Consider the following 17,002-nt stretch of genomic DNA (forward strand, 5'->3'; position numbering starts at 1 on the left):
GCTAGGCCGGCTGCCCGGCCCTGAAGGTCACCAGCCGATGCCCCACATAACTTGTGGCAGCGCCCAGCGCGATGGCGATACCATGAGAAACTGCTTCGGCGAACAGATCAAACCCGATCGCCGGGAACACAAGCCGCAATAACACAACGGCCACCAGCCACACCTGCGCAGCACTCACGAGGTTGACCGCCACGAAGCGGCGCACCTGGACATGCATGGGCAAGGCAGCTTCGGGAAACACATAGGCGCGATACAACAAAAAACCGCTCATCATGCCGATGGCGTAGGCGATGAGGACCGCGGCTTCGAAACTCAAGGCAGGCGCAAAAGCCGCGGAAAGCGCGATGCGTGCCAGCCAGTTGACGGCGGCGGCAAGAGTGCCGACCACCAAAAACCGCAGCACACGTTTCCATTCAGTCATTGGTACGATCCTAGACCGGTGAGCCGAACAGCGCGGCGAGGAAGACCATACCCAGCACGGCACCCAGCAGCAGGCTTGGACCGTCCTTGACGGCAAATGCCACAGGGTCGTCGTCGAGTTCGCCACGCTGGGCCAACAGCCAGACGCGGGCGATCCACAAAAACAGGATCGGCGGCACGGCCCACAGCATTAGGGGCTGAGTGTACGTGCCTGCGGTGTACGCCTCGTTCATGACATACATCACCATCACCTGCACGGCAGCAAGACCGGACGCTGCACCAATCATCGCCACCATGGGTCCATCACCCGCCTTGTAACCGCGGCCGGCCGCTTCCTTGCGACCGCGTGCTTCCATGCGGGTGACTTCAACATGGCGTTTGGCAAACGACAGTGACAGGAACAAGAACATGGAAAACACCAGCAGCCACGGCGACAGGGCAACGCTGGCGAGCGCAACACCGAAGCCAAGGCGCAGCGTAAACAGCGTGGCGAGCACAGCCGCATCCAGCAGTTCAATACGCTTGAGCCTGAACGAGTAGGCAAGTGTCAGCGCCAGATAGGCGGTGAGGAACACGATGGCGATGGGGCCGATCCATGCGGCAATCGCATAGGCTGACATCATGCCTGCGGGGATCAGCAACAGGGCATGAGCGATTTTGAGCCTGCCTGATGCCAGCGGGCGTTTGCTTTTTGACCAATGGCGACGGTCATCGGCAAGGTCAAACAGATCGTTCAGCAGATAGGTCGCCGAAGCAAGAAGCGACAGGGCCAGAAAGCCCGCGCCGGCCAGCACCCAGGCGGAGGCATCAAACAGCAACCCGCCCAGCATCAGCGGCGCAAAAATGAGTCCGTTCTTGGCCCACTGGTGCAGGCGCAAAACCTTGGCAACAAATCTGAAGCCGGTTTTGGGCCGCGCAAACACCTGCTCAGGTTCGCGGATGGTGCGCGCGGCTCGCAATACGCCTGCCGTCGGATTCACCACAATAGACCGCGACGCCGCGCGCCATACCGGCACGTCGGCGCGGCTGTCGCCTGCGTACTCAAAACCATCGGGAAATGCTTTGGTCAGCACGGCTGCTTTGGCGGAGGATTTGAGGTTGGTTTCCCCGTCGCTTGCAAAAACCTTGGAGATAAACGGGAACCGTTCGGCAATCCGGTCGGCAATCAGACGGTCGGTTGCTGTGGCCAGACACACCATGCGTCCATGGGCGGCTTCGCGGGCCGCGTAGCTCACCAGATCTTCGGTGACGGGCAGGCCATCAACATCAAGTGTCGCGGCACGGGCCAGCTTTTGTTTCAAAACGGCACGCCCCCGCAGCGCCCATGCAGCAACCTGAAACAGGCGCAGCGGGTTTTCGCGCACATACGCGACAAATGTCTCAAACAGAATGTCGGTGCGAATGAGCGCACCATCCAGGTCCAGAACAAGCGGCATTTGCGCCGGTTTGCCGGGGGTTACTGGCATTGGCACCACTAAAGGCGGGTGCTGTGTATCAGGGATGGCAGGCATTTGGGGGGCTTCCTGCTGGTTGAACCTTTGCGCAACTGTGCAGGACGAGGGCCAAAGACCGGGTTAAGGCGCGGCACGCGATTTGTATGGGTCACAAATCGGGCCGACGGCCTGTCTCACAATAAGAAGAAAATGGAGCGCACCAATGCGCCTTGATCCGCAGACCGGAAAATACGTGATCTTTGCAGTATCGCTGGCCGTTTTTGCTGCCGGGCTGGCGCGCGAGGCATTCATGCTGAATGTCGGTGGCCACACGATTGTGCAGGACTTGCGGCAGTTTGATCTGGATGCGGAAAACAGTGTGCCCGCATGGTGGGGGTCATCCGCCATGTTGCTGGCAGCGCTGCTGCTCTACACACTGGGGGCACAGGCCTGGCGGGTTGGTGACCGGCTGTGGCGTTTGTGGGCCATCATGGCATTTGTCTTTGTGGTGCTTTCCATTGATGAGGCGGCCAGCTTTCATGAAGGCGTGATTGATCCTCTCAGGTCAGCCTTCGGCTTTGGCGGTTTCCTGTTTTACGCATGGGTTGTACCGGCATTCATATGTGTTGCCGGTCTGGGCCTTGTCTTGTTGCCGCTGCTCAGGGATCTGCCGCGCGGCCTGTTTGTCAGATTTGCGATCTATGGCGCACTTTTTGTATTCGGCGCTCTGGGCATGGAGATGCTTGGCGGCTGGCTCGACTACAATGGCTACCGCATGAGCGCCTATTACGCGCTGACCATCAGCGTGGAAGAAGGGCTTGAACTGCTGGGCGTCAGCCTGTTTGTGGCAACGCTGCTGGACCAGTTTGACCCGTCGCGAGCAACAGTCGGGCGGTATGCGCAGCACAGGCAACAGGTTTTCAACCATGCCCGCGCCCCTGCCCCACAGATCAGAACGGCCTCTGGCCAGTTTCCTGCTGCGGGCGAATAAAGGCTCAAACACCTGCGTCTTTCTGCCAAAAATCAGCTTTCCTCTGGTTGACAGATTTGGGGCGTGCGCCTATCTCCAGAGTGCGCTTGTTAGCACTCACACGATGTGAGTGCCAAGAAAGCGGCGTGGAGGCTCAGGCCTTCCGCTTAGTCATTGAAAATACTGGAACTTTGGCCCTGATCCCGTTGGGGCCATATCCTGTTTGAGAGGAGAGAGCTCATGGGTTTTCGTCCCCTGCACGACCGGGTGGTCGTTCGTCGGCTCGAAGAAGAAGCAAAGACCGCTGGCGGGATCATCATCCCCGACACGGCCAAGGAAAAACCCAGCGAAGGTGAAATCGTCGCTGTTGGTGCTGGCGCCCGCGATGAGAGCGGCAAGGTTCAGCCGCTCGACGTGAAAGCTGGCGACCGGGTGCTGTTCGGCAAATGGTCCGGCACAGAAGTGAAGATTGACGGCGAGGATCTGCTCATCATGAAAGAGAGCGACATTCTCGGCATCATCGAAGTGACAAAAAAGGCCAAGAAGGCTGCGTAACGGGCACCCCCGTGATCGCGGCTTTTTTTGTGCCGCATTTCAGCACTTCGAAAGCCACTAATTCTGAATGAAACACAGCCGTCCCCGGCAAGCGCATCGCGCGCCGAGCGGCTAAATGGAGGTTTTGAAAACCATGGCAAAAGACGTCAAGTTTTCAGCAGACGCACGCGCGAAGATGCTCAAGGGCGTCGATACGCTTGCTAACGCAGTAAAAGTCACGCTCGGCCCCAAAGGCCGCAACGTGGTGATCGACAAGTCGTTCGGTGCTCCGCGCATCACCAAGGACGGCGTAACGGTGGCCAAGGAAATTGAACTCGAAGACAAGTTCGAGAACATGGGCGCCCAGATGGTTCGTGAAGTTGCGTCACGCACCAACGACGAAGCCGGTGACGGCACAACCACTGCCACCGTTCTGGCGCAGGCGATTGTACGCGAAGGCGGCAAGGCCGTTGCTGCGGGCATGAACCCGATGGACCTCAAGCGCGGCATCGACATGGCAACAGCAGCAGCCATCGAAGACCTCAAGAAGCGCGCCAAAAAGGTGAAAGGTTCTGAGGAAATTGCTCAGGTCGGTACGATCTCGGCAAACGGCGAAAAGGAAATCGGTGATCTCATCGCGCAGGCCATGCAGAAGGTCGGCAATGAGGGTGTGATTACGGTTGAAGAAGCCAAGTCGCTGGAAACCGAGCTTGAAGTTGTTGAAGGCATGCAGTTCGACCGCGGCTACCTGTCGCCGTACTTCATCACCAACGCCGACAAGATGGTGGCCGAACTCGACGATCCCTACATCCTGCTGCACGAAAAGAAGCTGTCGAACCTGCAGTCCATGCTGCCGATCCTCGAAGCTGTTGTGCAGTCGTCACGTCCGTTGCTCATCATTGCAGAAGACATTGAAGGCGAAGCGCTGGCGACCCTCGTGGTCAACAAGCTGCGTGGCGGCCTCAAGATCGCTGCCGTGAAGGCACCCGGCTTCGGTGATCGCCGCAAGGCCATGCTGGAGGACATCGCTGTCCTTACCGGCGGTCAGGTGATCTCGGAAGATCTGGGCATCAAGCTGGAAAGCGTTACGCTGGACATGCTCGGTACGGCCAAGAAAGTGCGCATCACCAAAGACGATACAACGATTGTTGATGGCTCAGGCAAGAAAGCTGACATCGAAGCCCGCGTTGCACAGATCCGCAATCAGATTGAAGACACAACATCTGATTACGACCGCGAAAAACTTCAGGAGCGTCTGGCCAAACTTGCAGGCGGTGTTGCCGTGCTGCGTGTTGGCGGTGCAACCGAAGTGGAAGTGAAAGAGCGCAAGGACCGTGTGGACGACGCACTGAACGCAACCCGCGCTGCCGTTGAAGAAGGCATCGTGCCCGGCGGCGGCACGGCTCTGCTGGCTTGCACCAAGGCTGTGAATGCCGTGCTCGCAAGTGTCGACAATGCTGACGTGCGTGCCGGTATCACCATCGTGCTGCGGGCCATTCAGGCTCCGATCCGCCAGATCGCGGAAAACGCCGGTGTGGAAGGCTCGATCGTTGTGGGCAAGGTACTTGAAGGCAAGGGCGTGGGCTTCGGCTTCAACGCACAGACCGAAGAGTACGGCAACCTGGTTGAGATGGGCGTCATCGACCCCGTCAAGGTTGTGCGTCACGCTCTGCAGGATGCAGCCTCAGTTGCCGGCCTGCTCATCACCACCGAAGCCATGGTTGCCGACAAGCCGGAGAAGAACAACGGCGGCGGCGGCGGCATGCCGGACATGGGTGGCATGGGCGGTATGGGTGGCATGGGCGGCATGATGTAGTCACATCATGTCATCCGGGCCTCACAGCTCACGACATACACCACAACTTGAGAAAAGGGCGGCTCACACGAGCCGCCCTTTTTTCAGCCAAGCTTTCCTTCAAGCGCTGACATCAATGGGTTGCCGCGCTGGAAGATGTAGCGGGGCTCGGTGACGGTGACGGCTTCCTTGCCGGCGGCATACAGATGCGCCACCACATCGTGCAAAGCGGGTTCGGGCACATGCATGATGAGGGCAACACGGGCACCGTCTTCATCATAGGGGAATGGTACGCGGGCATTAAAACGGTGTTCGAGGTCTTCGAGCAGCCCCGCGTCCGACACATCATGCAGAAAGCGGACTTCAAGAACGCCGCGTGCACGCGAGACGCCTTCAATCATTTCAAGCAGGTGCGATGCGGCTGCGCGTGCGTTTGGTCCCCACTGTGCGCCACGTGAGGCAACCAGATTGGCCTCGCTCCTGAGGATGACACCATCGTCGAGGATTTTGAGATTGTTGGCCGCCAGCGTTGCGCCGGTGGAGGTAATGTCCACGATGGCTTCCGCCGTGCCGCCCGCAGGCGCGCCTTCCGTAGCTCCGGCGCTTTCCACAATGCGATAGTCAGCAAGGCCGTGCTCGGCAAAAAACGTGCGGGTCAGGCGCAGATATTTTGTGGCGATGCGCACGCGCTCGCCGCGCCGGGCGTGAAAGGCAATGGCCACGTCGTCAAAGTCCGCCATGGTGCGCACGTCAATCCAGGATTGCGGCACGGCCACCACAACATCCGCGTGGCCAAAGCCCAGCGGCTTGATGATGTGGACCAGCTTTTCAGGCTCGCTGAGTTTTTCCGCCAGCAGGTCTTCGCCGGTAATACCCAGATGCACACGACCGGCACCCAGCGCACCGGCAATTTCAGACGCCGACAAAAAGGCAACATCCGCGTTAGCGACGCCCGCAAGGCGGCCGGTATATTCGCGCGACGAACCGGATTGCCTGATGGCACACCCGGCGCGGCTGAAAAACTCAAGGGCGTTTTCCTGCAACCGCCCCTTGGAGGGCACAGCCACAACGAGACGATCAGACGTGTCTGTATTACTTATGACATCGCTCATGGTTGGCGCTCCAGACCAACGGCTGCCAATAACCGCTCGGTACGAATGGCGCAGCCCACGGCGGCCACGTTGCGCGGGCTGCCGAGGCTCTTGAGAAGCCCATCATAGCGCCCGCCGCCCGCTACCTGGCGCGATGCACCCAATGCTTCCACACGCAGCTCAAACACAAAGCCCGTGTAATATTCTTCCTTGCGGCCAAAGTCCGCATCAAACGTGATGGTGTTGCGCGGCACACCTTGGGCACAAATAAGATCAACGCGCCGGGTAATCGCGTCCAGCTCATCGTCCAGCGACACGCCGGCGCGACTGGCAACGGATGCGAGTTGGTCAACGGCTGTGGTGCAGGGGGCTGAGATCGCCAGAAAGGCACGGATCGCATCCGCGGTTTCGCGTGGCAAAACGGCGCGCGCCGCATCCGCCGCCTGTTCCAGAAACCGCTCGGAGATTTCCGCAACCGTGCGCCCGCCAACGGCCGAAATGCCTGCAAGCGCCAGAACATCCTGCACCACATCGCGGGCACGATCCGGCTCCATCACATCGAGCGCTGCCAGCAATGCCTGATTGGTGGTGTCGGTTGCGTTGGTGGCAGGCGCTGCTGAGCGCGCACCGCCCTGCCCGGCATCCGTAAGCTGAGACAGCATTTCGTCAAAATAGGCCGGACGCCAGATATGGCGTTTGAGGCGGGCGCGCCAACTTGGCGGCAGGTCCAGCTTGTCCACCAACGCGGAAAACAAACCAAGATCGCCAAGTGTTATGTCAAACGATGTCAGCCCGGCGCTTTGCACCGCCTCAACGGCAATGGTAACAATCGCAGCATCGGCTTCCGGTGTACTGCTGCCGCCAATGTGCTCGACACCGGCCTGCAAAAACTCGGTCGGCTTGCCCGCGCCCGGCGGCTGATAGCGATAGGCGGGGCCGTTGTAGCACAGCCGCGCCTGTGTGGTGGCTGACGGGTCGCGCTCCAGATACATCCGGCAGGTGGGGATCGTGAGGTCGGGGCGCAAACACCATTCTTCGCCGCCGGGATCTTCAAACACATAAGTGCGCTGGCGGATGTCTTCGCCGGAGCGGTTAAGGAAGATGTCGGCAGGCTGCATGGTTGGCGGCTCCACGGGCACGAAGCCTGCCTGTGCAAACACCGCCTTGACGCTGCGTGCCTGATTTTCCAGCGCATCAAGCGACCGGGCGTCATAGCCCGACGCCGGGCGCTCCGGGTCCGGACTATCTATCACCGGCTGACCGGAAGCCGCACCGCCATCCGCACCGGCTTTGCGCGACACGGCATTTCGCTGGGCGCGCAGCAACCGTTCCGCATCAACCGGCTTGCCGTCACGGCGCGCGGCATCAATGACCTCCGGCCACCATTCCTGGGGGATGCTGTCGCGGCGCCGCCATTTGCGGGCAAGGTCGCCACCATCGTCGTGACCAAGCGCGCGGGCGAAATCCGCCGGCTTGCCCCATTCGGCGATGATCGCGGCAAAGCTGAGTGTATCGGTTTCCATGTGCGGGCAATACAATATGTCCTGCCATATAGCAACATATTGTTATTTGCAGGAATAAACGTCCGTTTTCAGGACGTATTTTCACTATTTATGGTGCTTTTTCGTGGGTATATTGATGAAACAGGACAATCAGGCTTTCATATGCGGCCTCGCCAGCATATCCCTGACGGCTTCCACGAGGCTTTCAGCCGAAACGCTCACCTGCGCGGGCTGGTCTTCGCGCCATGTGGTGTTGTCTTCAATCTCTTTCGAAAGCCGCTCGCCGAGCACCAGATCCTTGAGCGTGATCTCGCCCTTTTCAAACTCGTCTGACCCCTGAATGACCGCAACAGGTGCACCGCGTTTATCGGCATATTTGAGTTGGGCACGCATACCCGCACCGCCCAGATATAATTCAGCACGGATACCTGCCTGACGAAGCTGCCAGACCATGCGCTGATAATCAGCCATGCGCTCTTTATCCAGCGGCAACACGACGACCGGAGGTATGAGGGCTTGTCCGCCCGCAGCACCGCGTGCCTGCAGGGCAGAGAGCAGCCGGTCCACGCCGATGGAAACGCCCGTGGCGGGTATGGGCGTGCCTTTGAAACGGCTCACCAGATCGTCATACCGGCCACCGCCACCGATAGAGCCAAACTGAATGAGCTGGCCACTATCGTCGTGAGCGTCAAAGGTCAGTTCGGCTTCAAACACGGGGCCTGTATAATACCCAAGGCCACGCACGACGGCAGGGTCAAATGCAATACGGTCTGCGCCATAGCCGATGGCATCCAGCAGCGTGCCGATCTCTTCAAGTTCACCAACACCGGCAAGGCCTGTTTCGCTGCTGCCCACCAGAGTGCGCAGTGTACTGACGACCTTGCCGCGATCCGCATTGCCCGCGGCCACAAACGCCAGCACCGTATCGGCCTGATCGCCGCTCAGGCCCGCGCCTTTGGTGAAATCGCCGGACTCATCCTTGCGGCCATCACCCAGCAGCAACCGGACGCCGTCCGCGCCAAGCCTGTCCAGCTTGTCTATGGCACGCAGCACCGTCATGCGTTGCAGCCCGCCGTCGTCAGGTGCAACGCCGATTGTTTCCAGGACGCCGTCCAGAATCTTGCGGTTGTTGACGCGCACCACATAGTCGCCGCGCGCAATGCCGACGGCTTCCAGCGCATCTGAAACCATGGCGCACAGTTCTGCGTCGGCAGCCATTTCGGGCGTGCCCACGCTATCGGCATCACACTGGGTGAACTCGCGGAAGCGCCCTGGTCCGGGCTTTTCGTTGCGCCACACCTGGCCTGTTTGATACCGCCGATAGGGCTTTGGCAGGGCGTCGTAGTTTTCCGCCACCATACGCGCCAGCGGCGCCGTCAGGTCATAGCGCAGCGACAACCACTGGTCGTCGTCATCCTGAAAGCTGAACACACCTTCGTTGGGGCGGTCGGCATCGGGCAAAAACTTTCCCAGCGCATCCGCATATTCAAGAGCGGAGGTTTCCAGCGGGTCAAAGCCATAGGACTCATAGACGTCCATGATTGTGGTCAGCATCGAGCGGCGCGCAGCCACGTCTTCGGCGCGCAGATCGCGGAGCCCCTTGGGCTGGCGTGCCTTGGGGCGGAATTGCTTTTGCTTCTTGGCCACGGGAGGTCTGATCCGGATTTTTTTGCGGGGCGAGCGCTTTACCTACAGCACCGGCAAGGGCGGCGGCAAGCAAGGCAAACCGGGGGCTTGTGCGTTAACGCCCCGGTCACGCTCCCTAAGAGTGCCTTAATCCCGCCACAGGTCATTTACTCCGTGTTTACCAACAATGTTCATGTTTGATTCACGGATTCGGGCACATTGCACCGGTCCGCCATGAAAACATGAGGCTTGCAGGCGGTTTATGCGTTCCCAGCACAGTTCAGTACCCGTGATTCCCTCCGCGACCGCGAAAGGGCGGCTTGTCCCGCGCCCGAACGACACCTCGTTGCCTGACATCACCCCTCCTGCCAGCGGCCATCTGGCGCTTGCGCCTGCGGATGTGCGGACCCGCCGCGAGAGCGTTGGCGTGGTGTGCGACGCCCCGGCGCTGGCTCAAAAGATTGCAGCCGCACTTGATACGCGCCGCCAGCGCCCGGTTGATCTTATCCACAGCACCCCTGGGGATGGTCTGGACCAGCTCTTGCGCCCCGGTCTTACAGCCCTGGTGATCGAGCTTGATACGTCTGATGCGGCGTTGACCCGGCTGGCACGTCTGCGCGCTGTTGGACCGGACGCGCCGATCATTGTCTTGATGCATGGCATGGACGACGCCACGGCATTGTCAGCCATCGAGGCCGGAGCCAGCGAGGTTGTAGCGCTGACCGCTGCTGGTGACTTTAACGGCGCAGAGCTTGCACAGGCAGCAGCGCGCGCTTTGGCCCGCCACGGGCACACGGTGAATGGCTCCCGTTCGGCTGCGCCTTCGCAATCGGTGCAGGCATCCGCACCGCTGGTGCTGGTACAGGAAGCCCCCGACGCCATGGTCGTGCTCGACCGGCATGGCTGCGTAGCTTTTATCAATCCGGCTGCGGAGGAATTGTTGGGACGACCCGCGGACGCGCTGATGGGCAAGCCGTTTGATCTTGATATCGGCAAGGGGGATGAGGTCACTATTGTGCAGCCCGGCGGGGAAACCCGCATTGCAGAAGTGGATGTGGTGAAAACCGAGCGCGGCGGCGTGCCCGCACGGGTCGCGACCTTCACCGACATCACCGTCCGGCGCAAACTCGAAACAGCCCTCAAGACGGCACAGGGTGGCCGCGATGCAGCGCTGCGGCGCTCAAGCCGTTTCTTTTCGCGGGTGAGCCATGATCTGCGCACGCCGCTGACACACATCGTGGGCTTTGCAGACCTGCTCCAGCACGAGAAGCTGAACGACCCCGTGCGTGCTCGCGAATACGCAGCATCTATTTCCGATGCCGGGCGAGCAATGCTCGACATGGTCGAGGACCTGTTGAGCGTCGTGGATGCAAATGGCGCCTCCGCACATGACCCCTGCGACCTGGTGAAACTCGTGCGCAATACGGCGCATTTCATTCAGCGCACACAAGGTGCGTCCGGCGACGAGTCAGGTGCTGTGGATGGCAGGGGAACCGGCCCGGAAGTGGTTGTGGATGCCCCGGCGCTGCCCATGGTGGCGCGTCTGGACGCCGCCAAGCTACAGCGCGCGCTGTACCGGCTGGTGGCTGGCATTGCGCGTGATGCTGGGGCCGGCACCCTCATGCGGCTGTCGCTGCGGCAGGCCGGCAAGCAGGCACGGCTGACGGTGCGCCTTGACGGTGTAGCCGGGCGGCCGGTAGCGCTGCCTGCCAGCCTTGAAGATTCTGATCCGCTGGTTACGCCGGCAGATGCCCGCACCGGCTTTGCCGCCGAGCTGCTGCGCGAGGCACTGGATGCTCATGGCGGCGCATTGCAGCTTGCGCGCGACGGGGCAAATGTCGTGGCGGCGGTCATTACCCTGCCCCTGAAAGACTGACACCCGGCAAGCCGAAACATCGCCTAGGCAAACAGCGCGTCGATATCGTCCTGCGAGGCGTGGCCATGATGCTCTTCAAGGGCGGGGCCATTGAGCAGGGCCTCGTCGCCTTCGCGTTCTTCAGCCTTTGGCGCGAACGCGGCAAGATCCTGCGCACCACCCCAGATTTCCATCATGCTGCTGACGCGCTCATCAATGTAGTGCAGCGCCGACACAACCTTGGTGATGCGCTGGCCGGTAATGTCCTGAAAGTTGCAGGCCTCAAAGATGGTAACCACAAGCTCTGCAATCTCGTCGGCCTGCGCGCGACTGACATCATCAGTCGCGGCTGCTGAAAGATGAGCTGCCGCTGAATCGATTTTCTCAGACGACGTCAGAATGATATCGGTGGCCGCCTCAGTTGCGTTGACAACCGCGTCCAGCTCATTGCCGGCTTCCTGAAACCGCACCTTTGATGAGCCCTCATAATGCAGGGCGGACAGTTCGCATTTGGTTTTTTCGATGGCCGCCGAAAGCTCCATAAGCTCCGCCTGGAGGCGGGCCGCCTCAGAAACGCGATCGCGCAACGACGCCAGCTCTTCGAGGCTCAGGCCGCCTGGCAAGGCGCCGGGCGGATCACTCATCACCGCAACCGCAGATGTAGGTGCAGCCGCAGACGTTTGTGATTGTGCCGTTGGCTTTTCAAAGCCCATCATCTTTTCGATGCGAAATTGCTTCACGTCGCCCACCGGCGGACCCTCCCCCACGGCATAAACTCTGCGGCAGGCTAGCCGCCGGGCGTTAACAATGCCTTTATGCTCGCGCAGCAGTTGCAGGGTACAGAGGTCTGCAAGCGGGAGATATGCAAGTTGATGCCAACGGAAACACCTCACCAACCCGCCACGACACAGGAGTGGACGGGTTTCGCAGCGATGCCTGCGCGGCTGTTTGGAGCCTGCATGGGCTGGTGCGGCCTGGCCCTTGCGTGGCACCGCGCCGAGCACTTGAGTGTTGTTGGCACCCACGGCGGCGCGGCGGTGCTTTCCATCAGTGCGGCCCTTGTGTGCCTGGTTGTTTTCGCAGGCTATGGCACCAAGATTATTTGCCACACAGATGCCGTGACCAACGATATGGGTGACGCTGCCCGTGTCACATTTCTTGCCGGCATTCCTGTAACGCTGATGCTTCTGCCCGCAATCGCGCTGAGCATGGACAGCGGGCTTGCCACGTCGCTGTTTGTCGTCGGCATGTGGTGCGCAGGGGCAGTGCTGCATGTCATGCTGGCGATGGTGTTTTTCCATCGCTGGGTGGTGCGCCCGCTGCCGGAAGCCGGCGGTCTTTGGGCGGCAGCCCCTGCGTGGTTTGTTCCCACCGCCGGCATGATTGTCGCTCCGTTTGCAGCGGTCAGTTTTGGCTTTGCAACCACGTCCATTGCGCTGCTGGCGCTGGGCACGCTGACATGGGTCACGCTATTGCCGTTCGTTGTGCATCGGCTGGTCGCAGGCGACCCACTGCCGTCCATTGTGCTGCCGGGCGTTTTTGTGCTGGCCGCCCCCGCAGCGCTCATCAGCCTGAGTGTTGCGGCACTTGGTGGACCGGCGTCTGTATCAAACGGCCTGTTCGTCGTGGCGATCAGTTTTGCGTGTGTCGCAACACTGCTTGTCGCGTGGCGCAGCGGCGACTTATACCGCACCGGCTTCACGCTTGGCTGGTGGAGCTGCACGTTTCCCCTGGCCGCACTTGCCGGCGCCTCACTGCAGTTTCACGCCTCCGTGCAAACCGGCATAACACATGCACTGGCGCTGACACTCCTGCTAACTGCCACTGGTGCCATCGCACTCATCAGCATACTGACACTGCGCATGGCTATTCAGCGGCGTTAGCGGCTGCCGGTTGTGCCATTGCGCCCATGCGGCGCGCCACCTCAAAAAACTGCGCGATGGTTTCATTGATGATGTCGGCTGCCGGTTTGATTTCACCAATCAGGCCAGCAGTCTGACCGGCAAGGCCGACGCTGGCTTCCATGTCGCCGCCAAAATACAGGTCCTGAATGCGGGCAAATGTATCTGCGGGCATCAGGCCTTGTTCAAAAATTGACGCTGTTTTGTCTGTCTTGAGCGCGCGGATGCACGGGCTGGCTTTCTTGTTCAGCACGTAAGTCCCCGTTGTTGGTGCATCCACAATGGCGTTTTTGTAGTTGTCATGGACGGGGCTTTCAGATGCACTGACAAACCGCGTGCCCATCTGCACGGCTTCAGCGCCCAGGGCAAAAGCTGCGGCCATGCCGTTGCCGTCGCAGATGCCGCCAGCCGCCACCATGGGAATGTCACTTTGCTGGCGAATGGCCTGCAACAGCACCAGGGTTGACACTTCCTCTGGGTTCTTGAAGCCGCCGCCTTCCGCACCTTCCACAACGAGACCGTCAATACCGGCCTCAATGCATTTAAGAGCTGCATCGAGCGTTGGCACCGCGTGATAGACGGTGATGCCAGCATCTTTCAAAGGCGCGATGAACTTTTTCGGGCTGCCCGCCGAAGTCGTCACGAACTTGACGCCGCTGTCGCAGATATAGCGCAGCATTGCATCGTCCTTGAGAAACAGGATCGGCAGATTGACGCCGAACGGCGCGTCCGTCAGCCCGAACATTTTTTCGATCTCGGCTTTGCAGGCGTCGGTTTCACCCGATGATGTTTCAATGATGCCGATGCCACCCGCGCGGCACACGGCAGACGCAAGCTGCGAGCGCGCGATCCAGCCCATGGGGGCCTGAATGATCGGATATCTGGCCCCGGTGTGAGCCAGCACGCGGTTGCCCTCAAATCCTGCCATGACGTGTTTCTCCTGCTGGTCGCCGTTTCTGGTTCAATCAAGTTGATATTGGATGGGCGCCACAAAGGCAAAACTGCCTTGCGGCCCCAATAAACCTTCAGGCACCGGCGGGAACGGTGCCACGCGCTGCACCAGCGCCACGGCTGCATTATCCAGCACGGTGTGGCCCGACGATTGCGCCAGTGCGACACTGCGCAGGCCGCCCGTGGCAGACAGTTCCACCTGCACACGGACAACGCCTTCAATGCCGCGCCGCTGTGCTGTACGCGGATACCGGATGGCCCGTTGCAGACGTGCGAGAATGACCCGCGCATAATTTGCCTTTGCTGCGGATGGTGCCGCCGGAGAGGCCGGCACCGTCAAAGCGCCTGCCGTGCTGGCGGTTTCGCCAACATCCCCGGCTTCACCCCGCCGCACAGCCGCATCGGCGGACACAGGCGTTTGTACCGATGGCGGCACTGCGGGTTCAGCCGGCTGAGATACCGGCGGTGTGGCGGGCTGAACGACTGGCGTGACTGGTTGCTGGGCTGGCGGCGCCCGACGTTCTGGCTGTGCGGATGCACTTTCAGCAGGATCCGTCGTCACTGCGTCCCCAACAGTCTCTTCAGACGAAGAACTGGCCAACGCCACCAAATCAACAATCACCGTTTCCTCAATGAAAGCCGGCACTGGCGACGGTGAACGAACGATGGCGAACAACAGCCCAAGCAGCAATGCATGGGCTGCCAGCGACAACGCAATCATCGTGCCCCCCGGCCAGCCACGCGCCCGCATGGCGGGCAGGTCGGCTCGAGCACTGTCGTTGCCTTGCGGCTTGTCATCGGTCAAAGGCGGCACTGTGACGGGACTCTTTCAGGGTTGCAGGTTGCCTGTGCGGTGATTGGTCAGTACACACCAATGAGAGAGGCAGGGCCAGCAAAGGTCTTTTATGGAATATACGCCATTATCCGCGTCACACCCGGACGCGCTGAAAGACTTCAAGACCATTGAAGCGATATTGCGCGGCAAAACACCTGCGCTGTTTCTGGATTATGACGGCACCCTGGTGCCGCTCGCACGCCGTCCCGAACTTGCAACAGCAAGCGACGAATTGCGGGCTGCGATAGCGCGGCTTGCCGTGCTGATGCCGGTGGCCGTTGTCAGCGGGCGTGGGCGCGCGGATGTCATGCAGATATTGGGTGTCAGCGGCATTGCCTATGCCGGAAGCCACGGCTTTGACATCACGGATGCAAACGGGCGTGATCTGTCAGGAGACATCGGCGCACCTTATGTGCCTGCGCTTCGCAAAGCGGCAGCGTCACTCACAGCCAGGCTTGCCCCAGTGGCAGGGGCCTTTGTCGAAGACAAGAAATACGCGCTGGCCATTCACTTCCGCGAGGTCACCCCCCGCGATCAGGCACGGGTTGCCGACATTGTGGCGTCAGAGGTCAACCGCCACCCAACCCTCCGGCGCACCGGCGGCAAAATGATCCACGAGCTGCGTCCGGCCATTGAGTGGAACAAGGGAACCGCGGTCGTACACATCATGAAGGCCCTCGGCCTCGCGACAGCAAACACCCTACCTGTCTATATCGGCGATGACGAAACCGATGAAGATGCGTTTCGCGCCGTGCACGACACTGGTATCGGCATCAAGGTGGGCACTGACAATACGCCGACGGCAGCCCGCTACTCGCTTGAGACACCAAAAGACGTAAACACATTCGTTGGCCAACTCGCTGACCTCTACGAGCCCCGATAGCCAACAAGCGGCAGGCGACTTATGGGGCACTGGCGGGACAACGTGTCGGAAACGCCATAACGCGCGTCAAACATGTGTCACGTTCGCAACGCCTGCCACGCGGGTTTATGGTTAACGGACGCACAAACGCCGCCAACCCATTGCGGCAATGAAATAATTTCCTCTAGGCTGACCCAAGCCCTGTTCCGTTTTGAGCGTCGGCCAATTTGGGAAGCCCCATGTCAATCACACTTCATCGTTCACGCTACAGGTTTGCATTCGCATTTCTGGCGGCATTTGCTTTTTCCACTGCTCCGGGGTTGGAGTCGATCGCCTCCGCGCAGGGCAACAAGGGCGGCAATAGCGAACTCAACGACGACAAAAATGATGCCGATGGGCGCGGCAACAGCGGTGAAGGCCCCAACGACAAAGACAAAGACCGCAATGATAACGGCGCGCCTGACGATGGCGGTAATGCTGATAACGAGAGCGGCAGCAAGAACGGTGGCGGGAATGGCGGTGCCGACGGTGGCAATAACGGATGCCGGGACGGCGGCGCGGGTGAGGGCTGCAAGCCGGAAAAAGACGACAAAGACACGGACGATAAGGACAAGGACGACAAAGACACGGACGACAAAGACAAGGACGACAAAGACAACGCCGGTTCTGATGACGGAACCACACCGGTTTCTGGTGGGCATTCCGATGCGGGTGCCTGCAAAACCTTGTCAGACGCCCTGTTCAATGACCCGGCTTATTTTTACGACACACCGTTTACCGGCGATGACGCAGGCAAAAAGCAAACCGGCCTGCGGCTTGTGTCTGAGGGCCGCCTGACGGATGGCTCTCGAACCGTCAGCGTCTGGCGCGTGCGCAACGCGGCGCAGACCGACCAGACCGTAACCCTTCAAATCAATCGTGGCGGCAGCAAGGACATTGTGGTGCCGGCCAGAACCGAGCGCTACACAACCCTCGACTCGACCGGCACCATCAAGCTGTTGCTGGACGGCAAACAGATTGATGTGAAGGCAACGGGCAACAAGGATTTTTCCAAGGGTTTCGGCGAGCGCAAGGTAGGCGACTGCGATACGGGTGACACCGGCGATACTGGTGACACCGGCGATACTGGTGACACCGGCGATACTGGTGACACCGGCGATACTGGTGACACCGGCGATACTGGTGACACCGGCGATACTGGTGACACCGGCGATACTGGTGACACCG

At 60.4% G+C, this 17,002-nt stretch carries 14 protein-coding genes and 1 pseudogene; 7 read left to right on the forward strand and 8 right to left on the reverse strand.

Annotated elements, in window-relative coordinates:
• Window position 1 precedes the first annotated feature (1 nt).
• Both RIB87_RS11025 and RIB87_RS11030 read right to left on the reverse strand, forming a co-directional pair.
• Entirely contained in the window at window positions 2–421 is a 420-nt protein-coding gene (locus tag RIB87_RS11025) for a GtrA family protein (protein ID WP_350146524.1), read from the reverse strand.
• 10 nt (window positions 422–431) lie between these two features.
• Window positions 432–1,931: a UbiA family prenyltransferase gene (locus RIB87_RS11030; RefSeq protein WP_350146526.1), complete on the reverse strand. Its 1,500-nt coding sequence runs from the start codon at window positions 1,929–1,931 to the stop codon at window positions 432–434.
• A 145-nt stretch (window positions 1,932–2,076) separates the two neighbouring features.
• On the opposite strand from RIB87_RS11030, the gene RIB87_RS11035 reads away from it, so the two are divergent.
• The 3 genes from RIB87_RS11035 to groL all read left to right on the forward strand — a co-directional run bounded on the left by RIB87_RS11035 (window position 2,077) and on the right by groL (window position 5,173).
• Window positions 2,077–2,844: a DUF8692 domain-containing protein gene (locus RIB87_RS11035; protein ID WP_350146528.1), complete on the forward strand. Its 768-nt coding sequence runs from the start codon at window positions 2,077–2,079 to the stop codon at window positions 2,842–2,844.
• Between the two features lie 219 nt (window positions 2,845–3,063).
• Window positions 3,064–3,378, forward strand: a complete 315-nt coding sequence (gene groES, locus RIB87_RS11040) for a co-chaperone GroES (protein WP_350146530.1) — start codon at window positions 3,064–3,066, stop codon at window positions 3,376–3,378.
• Between the two features lie 133 nt (window positions 3,379–3,511).
• The gene (gene groL, locus RIB87_RS11045) at window positions 3,512–5,173 is read left to right on the forward strand and encodes a chaperonin GroEL (protein WP_350146533.1); all 1,662 of its coding nucleotides are present in this window, start codon (window positions 3,512–3,514) and stop codon (window positions 5,171–5,173) included.
• 83 nt (window positions 5,174–5,256) lie between these two features.
• On the opposite strand, the gene hisG is transcribed toward groL, so the two are convergent.
• The 3 genes from hisG to hisS all read right to left on the reverse strand — a co-directional run bounded on the left by hisG (window position 5,257) and on the right by hisS (window position 9,392).
• Entirely contained in the window at window positions 5,257–6,264 is a 1,008-nt protein-coding gene (hisG, locus tag RIB87_RS11050; RefSeq protein ID WP_350146535.1) for an ATP phosphoribosyltransferase, read from the reverse strand.
• Window positions 6,261–7,766, reverse strand: coding sequence for an ATP phosphoribosyltransferase regulatory subunit (locus RIB87_RS11055; RefSeq protein ID WP_350146537.1), 1,506 nt, complete (start codon window positions 7,764–7,766; stop codon window positions 6,261–6,263). Before RIB87_RS11055 ends, hisG begins: the two co-directional genes overlap by 4 nt.
• Window positions 7,767–7,895: 129 nt before the next feature.
• On the reverse strand, window positions 7,896–9,392 hold the full coding sequence (gene hisS, locus RIB87_RS11060) for a histidine--tRNA ligase (protein ID WP_350146539.1): 1,497 nt from the start codon (window positions 9,390–9,392) through the stop codon (window positions 7,896–7,898).
• 325 nt (window positions 9,393–9,717) lie between these two features.
• Between hisS and RIB87_RS11065 the strand changes: the two genes are divergently transcribed.
• The gene (locus tag RIB87_RS11065) at window positions 9,718–11,247 is read left to right on the forward strand and encodes a histidine kinase dimerization/phospho-acceptor domain-containing protein (RefSeq protein ID WP_350146541.1); all 1,530 of its coding nucleotides are present in this window, start codon (window positions 9,718–9,720) and stop codon (window positions 11,245–11,247) included.
• Window positions 11,248–11,270: 23 nt separating this feature from the next.
• On the opposite strand, the gene RIB87_RS11070 is transcribed toward RIB87_RS11065, so the two are convergent.
• Window positions 11,271–11,975 (reverse strand): protein phosphatase CheZ, encoded by a 705-nt coding sequence (locus RIB87_RS11070; protein ID WP_350146544.1) that lies wholly within the window; start codon window positions 11,973–11,975, stop codon window positions 11,271–11,273.
• A gap of 123 nt (window positions 11,976–12,098) precedes the next feature.
• Here RIB87_RS11070 and RIB87_RS11075 point away from each other — a divergent pair, with 123 nt between their 5' ends.
• On the forward strand, window positions 12,099–13,109 hold the full coding sequence (locus RIB87_RS11075; protein ID WP_350146546.1) for an SLAC1 family transporter: 1,011 nt from the start codon (window positions 12,099–12,101) through the stop codon (window positions 13,107–13,109).
• Here the strand turns inward: RIB87_RS11075 and RIB87_RS11080 are convergent.
• Complete coding sequence (locus RIB87_RS11080) at window positions 13,093–14,055, reverse strand: NAD(P)H-dependent flavin oxidoreductase (protein ID WP_350146548.1); 963 nt, start codon at window positions 14,053–14,055, stop codon at window positions 13,093–13,095. The genes RIB87_RS11075 and RIB87_RS11080 overlap by 17 nt on opposite strands.
• A gap of 33 nt (window positions 14,056–14,088) precedes the next feature.
• Window positions 14,089–14,892, reverse strand: coding sequence for a TonB family protein (locus tag RIB87_RS11085; protein ID WP_350146550.1), 804 nt, complete (start codon window positions 14,890–14,892; stop codon window positions 14,089–14,091).
• A gap of 91 nt (window positions 14,893–14,983) precedes the next feature.
• On the opposite strand from RIB87_RS11085, the gene otsB reads away from it, so the two are divergent.
• Both otsB and RIB87_RS11095 read left to right on the forward strand, forming a co-directional pair.
• Window positions 14,984–15,796 (forward strand): trehalose-phosphatase, encoded by an 813-nt coding sequence (gene otsB / locus RIB87_RS11090; protein ID WP_350146553.1) that lies wholly within the window; start codon window positions 14,984–14,986, stop codon window positions 15,794–15,796.
• 218 nt (window positions 15,797–16,014) lie between these two features.
• A pseudogene (locus tag RIB87_RS11095) lies at window positions 16,015–17,002 on the forward strand (hypothetical protein); the annotation flags it as partial.

Source organism: Pyruvatibacter sp. (assembly GCF_040219635.1).
Classification (GTDB): domain Bacteria; phylum Pseudomonadota; class Alphaproteobacteria; order CGMCC-115125; family CGMCC-115125; genus Pyruvatibacter.

Bases quoted from the DNA above. Each gene is read 5' to 3' on its own strand.
- hisG (WP_350146535.1), bottom strand. From the start codon at position 6,264: ATGAGCGATGTCATAAGTAATACAGACACGTCTGATCGTCTCGTTGTG.
- RIB87_RS11080 (WP_350146548.1), bottom strand. From the start codon at position 14,055: ATGGCAGGATTTGAGGGCAACCGCGTGCTGGCTCACACCGGGGCCAGA.
- groL (WP_350146533.1), top strand. From the start codon at position 3,512: ATGGCAAAAGACGTCAAGTTTTCAGCAGACGCACGCGCGAAGATGCTC.
- RIB87_RS11035 (WP_350146528.1), top strand. From the start codon at position 2,077: ATGCGCCTTGATCCGCAGACCGGAAAATACGTGATCTTTGCAGTATCG.
- RIB87_RS11075 (WP_350146546.1), top strand. From the start codon at position 12,099: ATGCCAACGGAAACACCTCACCAACCCGCCACGACACAGGAGTGGACG.
- RIB87_RS11030 (WP_350146526.1), bottom strand. From the start codon at position 1,931: ATGCCTGCCATCCCTGATACACAGCACCCGCCTTTAGTGGTGCCAATG.
- RIB87_RS11025 (WP_350146524.1), bottom strand. From the start codon at position 421: ATGACTGAATGGAAACGTGTGCTGCGGTTTTTGGTGGTCGGCACTCTT.
- otsB (WP_350146553.1), top strand. From the start codon at position 14,984: ATGGAATATACGCCATTATCCGCGTCACACCCGGACGCGCTGAAAGAC.
- groES (WP_350146530.1), top strand. From the start codon at position 3,064: ATGGGTTTTCGTCCCCTGCACGACCGGGTGGTCGTTCGTCGGCTCGAA.
- RIB87_RS11055 (WP_350146537.1), bottom strand. From the start codon at position 7,766: ATGGAAACCGATACACTCAGCTTTGCCGCGATCATCGCCGAATGGGGC.